The organism is uncultured Campylobacter sp. (genome assembly GCF_963517995.1).
Classification (GTDB): Bacteria; Campylobacterota; Campylobacteria; order Campylobacterales; family Campylobacteraceae; genus Campylobacter_A.
Window position 1 is genome coordinate 1 of sequence record NZ_CAUQHQ010000109.1, and the last position, 7,582, is coordinate 7,582.

Sequence of the window (7,582 nt, forward strand, 5' to 3'; positions counted from 1 at the left end):
ATTGCCGCCTATCGCTAGCCCGTCGCCGTCGCCAGTTACCACGATGACGTGTTTATCGGGGTTTGCGAGCTTGATACCCGTGGCATAGGCTATCGCGCGACCGTGCGTGGTGTGGACGGTGTTGCAGTTGATGTAGGAGCTAAAGCGCCCAGAGCAGCCGATGCCCGAGACCACGCACACGTCGTTCATATCCCAGCCTAGCTTATGGATTGCGCGGATTAGCGCCTTTAGTATCACGCCATCGCCGCAGCCCCAGCACCACAGAGTCGGCGTTTTGTCGGTGCGTAGGTAGTCGTCGTAGTTAAATGCCATCAAATTCTCCTATTTTTTGCGCGATTTCTTGCGGGCTGATCGGGTGACCGTTGGCTTTTAGCAGCGTCTTAAAGTCCTCTCTTAGCGTAGCTTTGATTATCTCGCCCGTATACTGGCCTAAATTTAACTCGCAGATCAAAATTTTGCTAAATTTAGCCGAGATTTCTCGTAGTTTTTCGCTTGGCGTCGGAAATAGCGTGACAGGCTTAAAAAGCCCTACTTTCACGCCTTTTTCGCGTAAATTTAGCACCGCTTCCTTTGCCGCGCGAGCCACGGAGCCAAACGCGATAATGCAAATCTCCGCGTCCTCAAGCATAAACTCCTCGCAAAGCTCGAACTCGTGCGCGTGCGCATTTATTTTGTTAAAAAGGCGCTTGATGTTGTAGTCCACGACAGCGCCGTCCTCGGTCGGAAAGCCCGTCTCGCCGTGATGCAGGCCAGTGACGTGATAGCGGTAACCGCCGAAAAATTTATTTAGCACGGCAGGCTCGTCGGCTGCGGCCCTGTACGGACGGTAGTCTGCAGGGTCGCCGCCAAACTGCTTGCGCGAGTAGATCTCTAGCTCGCTAATCTGCGGCAGCACGGCCTTTGCGTGCATGTGCCCGATCGTTTCGTCTAGCAGTAAAAACACGGGCGTCATAAACCTCTCGGCGAGATTAAACGCGTGAACGGTCTGCGTATAGCACTCCTCTAGGCTTGAAGGCGCGATAACGATGCTGTTTACGTCGCCGTGAGTCGGGTTTTTCGCCTGTAGGAGATCACCCTGCGCCACGCGAGTAGGCAGCCCCGTGCTAGGGCCGCCGCGCATGACGTTTACGATCACTAGCGGTACCTCCGCGATAAAGCCAAGACCGATCTGCTCGGCCTTTAGCGAGATGCCGGGGCCCGAGCTTGCAGTCATCGCCTTTGCACCGCTCATCGAGGCTCCAAGGGCTACCGAGATGCCTGCGATCTCATCCTCCATCTGGATAAATTTGCCGCCGTGCTTTGGCAGCAGCACGCTTAGTTCGTGCGCGATCTCACTACTTGGCGTGATCGGATAACCGCCGAAAAAGTTACACCCGCACTCAACCGCCGCAAGCGCGACTAGCTCGTTGCCGCTAGCGATGATCTCTCTTTTGCCGCCGTTATTATTTAAAAACTCGCTCATTGCTCCGCCTCTAATTTTTCAAATTTATTCTCTTTTACGGCGGTCGCGCGCTCTTTACTTTCGGCGGTTAGTTTGGCGAATTTAAATCCCTTCTCCGCCACGTAAATAGCAAAATCGGGGCAGTGCAGCTCGCACTCTCTGCACCCGATACAGGCCTCCGGATGCACCACTTCGATCGTTTTACCTAGCACCGCGCGCGGCTCTACAGCCATCGCCAACACGCCCGCAGGACAGCAGCTCACGCAGATATCGCACGCCTTACAGCGCGAGATATCGACCCAAACGGGAACGTCGTTTCGTATCAGCATATTTTTCCTTATCAAATTTAACTAGTAACGATAATTTTATAGCAATTTTGTTAAATTTAGTATTTAAAACGCGCGGTAAAAGTTAAATTTAAATAAATTTTTGATTATGTCGGAAAATTTGAAACGCTTTTGCGCGGCGCTTAGGCTAGCGGGCGGTAAATTTACAGCATAAATTTTAAACTTAAATTTAACTACCGCTGCGGTAAAAAGAGGGCGCAGTAAACAATCAAGTCCAACATCAAACTTTGCGGGTTGGATAAATTCGCGCCGAATTTATCCAAAATACGGCGACGAGTTTATTTAAAAAACGGCCGCTAAATTCGGGATTTTTTCCCGTTTGCGTGCGTTTTGCCAAAACCGGCAAATCTATTTGACGCAAGGCACGACGCGCTTTTATCCTTGCAAGTCGCGACAAATGAATTTAGCTCTTTTTTGCCGTTTTTGCGGACGTTTTTATCGTTTAGATTCATAAAATCCACCGCATTTTTGCCCTTTGCATGATGAGTAAAGCCCACGGTGCCGTCTTTTTCTACGCTGCTTACGATGCCTACGTGCGTGATTATTTTGGCTTTTTTGTTATTTTTCGTGCTTTTAGTCGTGTTGTTAAAAAATATCAAATCGCCGACCTCGGGATTTTCAAACGAGATCAAATTTTTGCTCTCGTAAAGCCTAAACATCGCTTCGCTTTTTAGCCCGCGAGCGGTATAAAATTTATCAAGCTCGTTTTCGTCAAATAAATTTAGGCTAAATTGCCTATTAATCAGCGTCACGAAGCCGGAGCAATCGCCGCCGTCTTTTTTGCCTATATACTTTTGCATGAGGTCAAGCAATACCTTTTCTTTTACGTCAAACCCGCCGATTTTACTTTGCGTCGCCTCGGTTGCCGAGTTTTGGACTTTGCTCTTTTCTAGCGAAGTCTCGGCTTGGATTTGGCTTTGCATCGTTAGCGCCGCGACCGGGGTGCTGCTTTTTGGAGCGCTTGGCGAAACCGTAGCGCAACCCGAAATAAAAAGGGCTAAAAATAGAGCGTAAATTTTAATTTTATAATTTACAAGCATCGGCTACGCGATTACCCCGCTTTCTTTTAAAAATTTGATATTTGCAGCAGTTTGCGATTCGCCTTTTTCAAGTGCTGCTTTTTCCTCCGCGCTTGGCTCTTTTATCTCGCGCACTCCGCCTTTGCCTAGCTTAACGAGTCTACCGCCCGCGCACTCGCCATCTATCACGCAGCAGCTTAGCCACTGATCGCTGCCGGTTTTTATCGCCTCACACATCTTGGCTGCAGCCGCACCCGGAGCGTAATACGCCGACGTGCCAAGCAGCTTAACGATCTTTGCGCCGCCCGTTTTAGCCTCCTGCGCTACCGCGTCAAATTCGCTGCCCAGATCCACGCTCACGTTGCTTTGCAGCGCCACCATATCGTCGTTGTGAGAACCTATGATGTGCGCGCTAAAGGCGCTGTTTTTTAGTCCGGTTTTTTGAGAGATCTCGTATTTTAGGCGCGCCGAGTCTAGCTCACCCGCCATTCCTAGCACCCTGCTTTTATCAAAACCGCTCGTTTTATAGACTAGGTACGTGAGCGCATCGAGCGGGTTTGTTACGTTTATGATGACGCAGTTTGGGGCAAATTTAGCGATTTTCTCCACCGTACCTTTTACGATGCCTGCGTTTTTTAGCAGCAAATCCTCTCTAGTCTGCCCCTCTTTTCTAGGGCTTCCGGCGGTCACGACCACGATGTCGCTATCCTTAATAAGCCCAAAATCATCTCCGCCCGCGACGCTCGCGTCCAGACCGAAAACCGCCGCGCTCTGAGATAGGTCGATCGCCTTTGCGCGCGCCACGTCGCCGAATATATCAACTAGCGCGATCTCGTCTGCGATGCCTCTTAGCAAAATAGCGCTAGCCGCGCTTGCGCCTACGTTTCCTGCTCCGATAACTGAAATTTTCATTTTTTTCCTTTTTTATAAAATTTGATTTTGTAAAATTTGATTAAACTTCGCGCTTGGCCTCATCGCCGCGCTCGCCTTTTTATCATCTGGCTTATAGTATCCGCCTACATCGATCTTTCGTCCTTGCGCAGCGTTTATTTCGGCCACTATCGCGCTCTCGTTTTTCGCGAGATTTTGGGCGATAAGCTTAAATTTATCGCCAATCTCGGTGCCGCTAGCGGCAAGCTCGCTCGCCCAGTAAAGCGCGATATAAAAATGACTCGCGCGCGTATCTAACTGCCCCACTTCAAACCGCGGGACTTTGTTTTCTTTTAGATAGAGCTCTACGGCCGCATTTAGCGTATCGGCTAAAATTTGCGCCTCAGCGCTTTGCTTAAAGCTAGCTAACTGCTCAAGACTAGCGCCCAGGGCCAAAAACTCTCCCAGGCTATCCCAGCTTAGGTGATTTTGCTCCAGCAGCTGGTCGGCGAGCCTGGGTGCGCTACCTCCCGCTCCCGTCTCAAAGATACTTCCGCCCTCCAGTAGAGGCACGATAGAGAGCATCTTAGCGCTGGTTTCAAGCTCTAAGATCGGGAAAAGATCGGTTAGGTAGTCGCGCAGGACGTTGCCCGTGACACTGATACAGTCCTCGCCGCGTCTCATGATCTCAAGCGACTTTTTACAAGCGGCCGCGGGAGACAATATCTCTATATCAAGCCCGCTAGTATCCGCGCTTGCTAGCTGCGCTCTTACTTTTTTTAGGATTTCTCGGTCGTGAGCTCTGTTTTCGTCCAGCCAAAATATCGCCTTTTGCCCCGTGATTTTTGCGCGTTTTAGCGCCAGCTCGACCCAGTTTCGCACGGCGACGTCTTTAACCTGCGTCATCCTAAATATATCGCCTTTTTCTAGCTCAAATTTAAATAAAATTTCGCCTTTTTCATTTAGTACGCGCGCCTCGCCCGCTTCGCTCATCACGAAGGTTTTATCGTGGCTGCCGTACTCCTCGGCCTTTTTAGCCATCAGTCCGACGTTTGATACGCTGCCGATTTTAGCGGGATCTAGCGCGCCGTTTGCCTTGATATCCGCGATCGCTGCTTCATAAACCACGGCGTAGGTTTTATCGGGTATCACGGCTTTGGTTTGCCTAGCTATGCCCTCTTTATCCCACATTTTACCGCCGTTTTTTATCATCGCGGGCATCGAAGCGTCGATGATAACGTCGCTAGGAACGTGTAAATTCGTGATGCCCGCAGCCGAGTTTACCATCGCTAAATTTGGCCTTGCAGTGTAAATTTCCTCAAATTTGGCTTTGATTTTTTCCTGCGTAGCTTGCGGTAAATTTAAAATCCGCGCAAAAAGGTCTTTTAATCCGTTGTTTTCGCTGACGTTTACGCTTTTTAGCTCATCCGCAAACTCATCAAAAACCTCCGCGAAAAAAATCTTCACGAAATGCCCGAAAATCACGGGATCGCTCACCTTCATCATCGAGGCTTTTAGATGCACGCTAAAGAGCAAATTTTTTGCTTTTGCGTCTACGATTTGCTCTTTTATAAAGGCGTCCAACTCCCGCGCGCTCATAAAGCTAGCGTCGATTATATCGCCTTTTTCTACCGCCAAATTTTCTTTTAGCACGCGTTTTTCGCCGCTTTTTGAGATAAATTCGACGCGTAAATTTTCATCCGTTTCAAAGCTGATCGATCGCTCGGAGGAGTAAAAATCTCCGCCTTTCATATAGGCGACTTCGGTTTTGCTATCTTTTTCAAATGGAGTGATTTTATATGGATTTTCGCGGGCGTAGCGTTTTACCGCGCTAACACATCTGCGGTCCGAGTTGCCCTCGCGCAGCACCGGATTTACCGCGCTTCCTAGCACTTTGGCGTATCTGGCAGCCGCGTCTTTTTCCTCCGGCGTTTGCAGCTCGGACGGGTACGGCGGCAGATCATAGCCTTTGGCGCGAAGCTCTGTGATAGCGGCGTTTAGCTGAGGCAAGCTTGCCGAGATATTTGGCAGCTTGATGATGTTCGCGCGCTTTTCTTGCGTCAAATTTCGCAGCATCTCAAGGTCGTCGCTCACGCGAAAATCAGGCGGCAGCTTGTCGTTAAAATCGGCGATGATCCGCGCGGCAAGCCCAATGACGGCCAGCACTATCTCTATACCGCCTGCGCGCAAAAACGCCTGCAGGATCGGAAACAGCGAATAACTCGCAAACATCGGGGATTCGTCGGTTCTGGTATAGACGATGTCGCTCATCTTTTCTCCTAATTAAATTTCGCAAAATCTTATCTAAATTTATATTAAAACGCCTTTTGGCGGGCTATCTTTGAGAGTTTATCGCGTCCACGTGTTCCTCGTACGTCGCGCTAAATTTATGCTTGCCCGTCTTTTTATCTCGGACGAAGTACAAAAACTCGCTCTGCGCCGGCCTTGTTGCCGCCTTTATCGCCGCTAGACCCACGGTGCAGACGGGGCTTGGCGGCAGGCCTTCATTTAGATAGGTGTTAAATTTGCTTTTATCGGTTCGTATGCGCTCGGCCGTGACCGTCTCGTGCGAATACAGTCCGTAGTTTAGCGTACCGTCCATTTGCAGCTTCATACCCTTTTTTAGGCGGTTTTGGATGACGGAGGCGACAAGAGGCATCTCATCCTCGCTCGCGGCCTCTTTTTGCACGACCGAGGCCGTCACGAGATACTCGCTCCAGCGCTTTTCGTCGTAGCTACCGAGTAGCTCGGTCGCCGTTTTTTCGTGGGATTTTTTAGATAAATTTACCAGATGCGCCGCTAGTTGCTCTTCGTTTACGCCAAGAGGCACTTTGTAGGTTTCGGGCACCAAAAAGCCGTCCTCTAGCGGAGCAAATTTGGAGTAAAATTCATTTAGCTTAGCTTCGCTTAAATTTAGCTTTTTTGCGACCTCTTGTAAAAATACGGCCGTCGTTTCGCCGGGAATTAGCGTTATTTGCGTTAGAGCCGCTTTTGCGGTCGTGAGTTTATATAAAAAATCAAGCTTGCTAAGCTTTGCCGCGCCTAGATCTATCCAGCCTGCCTGCACGTGCCCCATGGCGCGCAAAATCACGGCGTCTAATTTATTTGCGTCCGTATTTTTTTCGCTTAGATATGATATAATCGCAAGCGTACTGCCCTGAGGCACGAAAATGACCTCGCTCACGCTCACCGGGCGGCTAAGATAAACAAGAAAGCTCAGAAAAAATATGAAAATCATCTCGCTGATAATGAAGAAAATTTGGCGCATTTTGATCCCTGCGGTTTTGATATTCGTCGTTTTTATAGCCGTCCTAAAACACGGCGTCGAGATAGAAAATATCGGCGCGGGCGGCTTTAAAATAGAGCAATTATATATAAAACTCGATAAAAAAATAATTTTACGCGCGCAAAATATCGAAATACCTAAACAAAGCGCCAAGGATAGTTCCGAGGACGCGCTGCTAGATCTTTCTAAAAATATCGTTTGGATAGACAGGCTGTTTGAGGAAATTTTACTCGAGCGCGTTAAGTTTTTAAACAGCGAGTCCACGCTATTTTATAGAGACGACGTTTTTTATCTAGATAGCCCGTTTTTAGCGGTTAGCTCAAATTTCAAAGATACCGAGGACGGCATAACCGCAAACGTTTATCTACTCGAGTTTAAGGACTTTAACATCACCTTAAGCGGCGTTAGTAATGCCGATTTGAGGCGTCAAATTTATGATTTTAACGGTACTTTTTCCAGTCACGAACTAAACGGAAACGCTACCGTAAATCTCAAAAAAAGCGAGCTATCATACGAGCTAAGCGACATAAACGCGACTAGCCTAAGTGGCTTTATGGACGAGCTGGGCGCAAAAACTGGGCTTGATAAAGAGATAAAAAACTGGATCTACGGCTACATC

The 7,582-nt window shown here is 48.8% G+C and carries 7 protein-coding genes and 1 pseudogene; 1 reads left to right on the forward strand and 7 read right to left on the reverse strand.

Annotated elements, in window-relative coordinates; all coding sequences use genetic code 11:
• The 7 genes from RYL88_RS09960 to mltG form a co-directional block, all read right to left on the reverse strand.
• Positions 1-312, reverse strand: a 312-nt coding sequence (locus RYL88_RS09960) for a thiamine pyrophosphate-dependent enzyme (RefSeq protein WP_314990981.1), incomplete at its 3' end; no start/stop codon positions are given.
• Entirely contained in the window at positions 302-1,462 is a 1,161-nt protein-coding gene (locus RYL88_RS09965) for a 2-oxoglutarate synthase subunit alpha (protein ID WP_314990983.1), read from the reverse strand. The genes RYL88_RS09960 and RYL88_RS09965, both read right to left, overlap by 11 nt.
• Positions 1,459-1,770, reverse strand: coding sequence for a 4Fe-4S dicluster domain-containing protein (locus RYL88_RS09970; RefSeq protein ID WP_295140298.1), 312 nt, complete (start codon positions 1,768-1,770; stop codon positions 1,459-1,461). Before RYL88_RS09970 ends, RYL88_RS09965 begins: the two co-directional genes overlap by 4 nt.
• Positions 1,771-2,084: 314 nt before the next feature.
• Entirely contained in the window at positions 2,085-2,711 is a 627-nt protein-coding gene (locus RYL88_RS09975) for an NlpC/P60 family protein (RefSeq protein ID WP_314990985.1), read from the reverse strand.
• 120 nt (positions 2,712-2,831) lie between these two features.
• Positions 2,832-3,719 (reverse strand): malate dehydrogenase, encoded by an 888-nt coding sequence (locus tag RYL88_RS09980; RefSeq protein WP_314990987.1) that lies wholly within the window; start codon positions 3,717-3,719, stop codon positions 2,832-2,834.
• Between the two features lie 12 nt (positions 3,720-3,731).
• Entirely contained in the window at positions 3,732-5,948 is a 2,217-nt protein-coding gene (locus RYL88_RS09985) for an NADP-dependent isocitrate dehydrogenase (protein ID WP_314990990.1), read from the reverse strand.
• Positions 5,949-6,012: 64 nt separating this feature from the next.
• On the reverse strand, positions 6,013-6,915 hold the full coding sequence (mltG, locus tag RYL88_RS09990; RefSeq protein ID WP_314990992.1) for an endolytic transglycosylase MltG: 903 nt from the start codon (positions 6,913-6,915) through the stop codon (positions 6,013-6,015).
• On the opposite strand from mltG, the pseudogene RYL88_RS09995 reads away from it, so the two are divergent.
• A pseudogene (locus RYL88_RS09995) lies at positions 6,905-7,582 on the forward strand (DUF3971 domain-containing protein); the annotation flags it as partial. The gene mltG and the pseudogene RYL88_RS09995 overlap by 11 nt on opposite strands.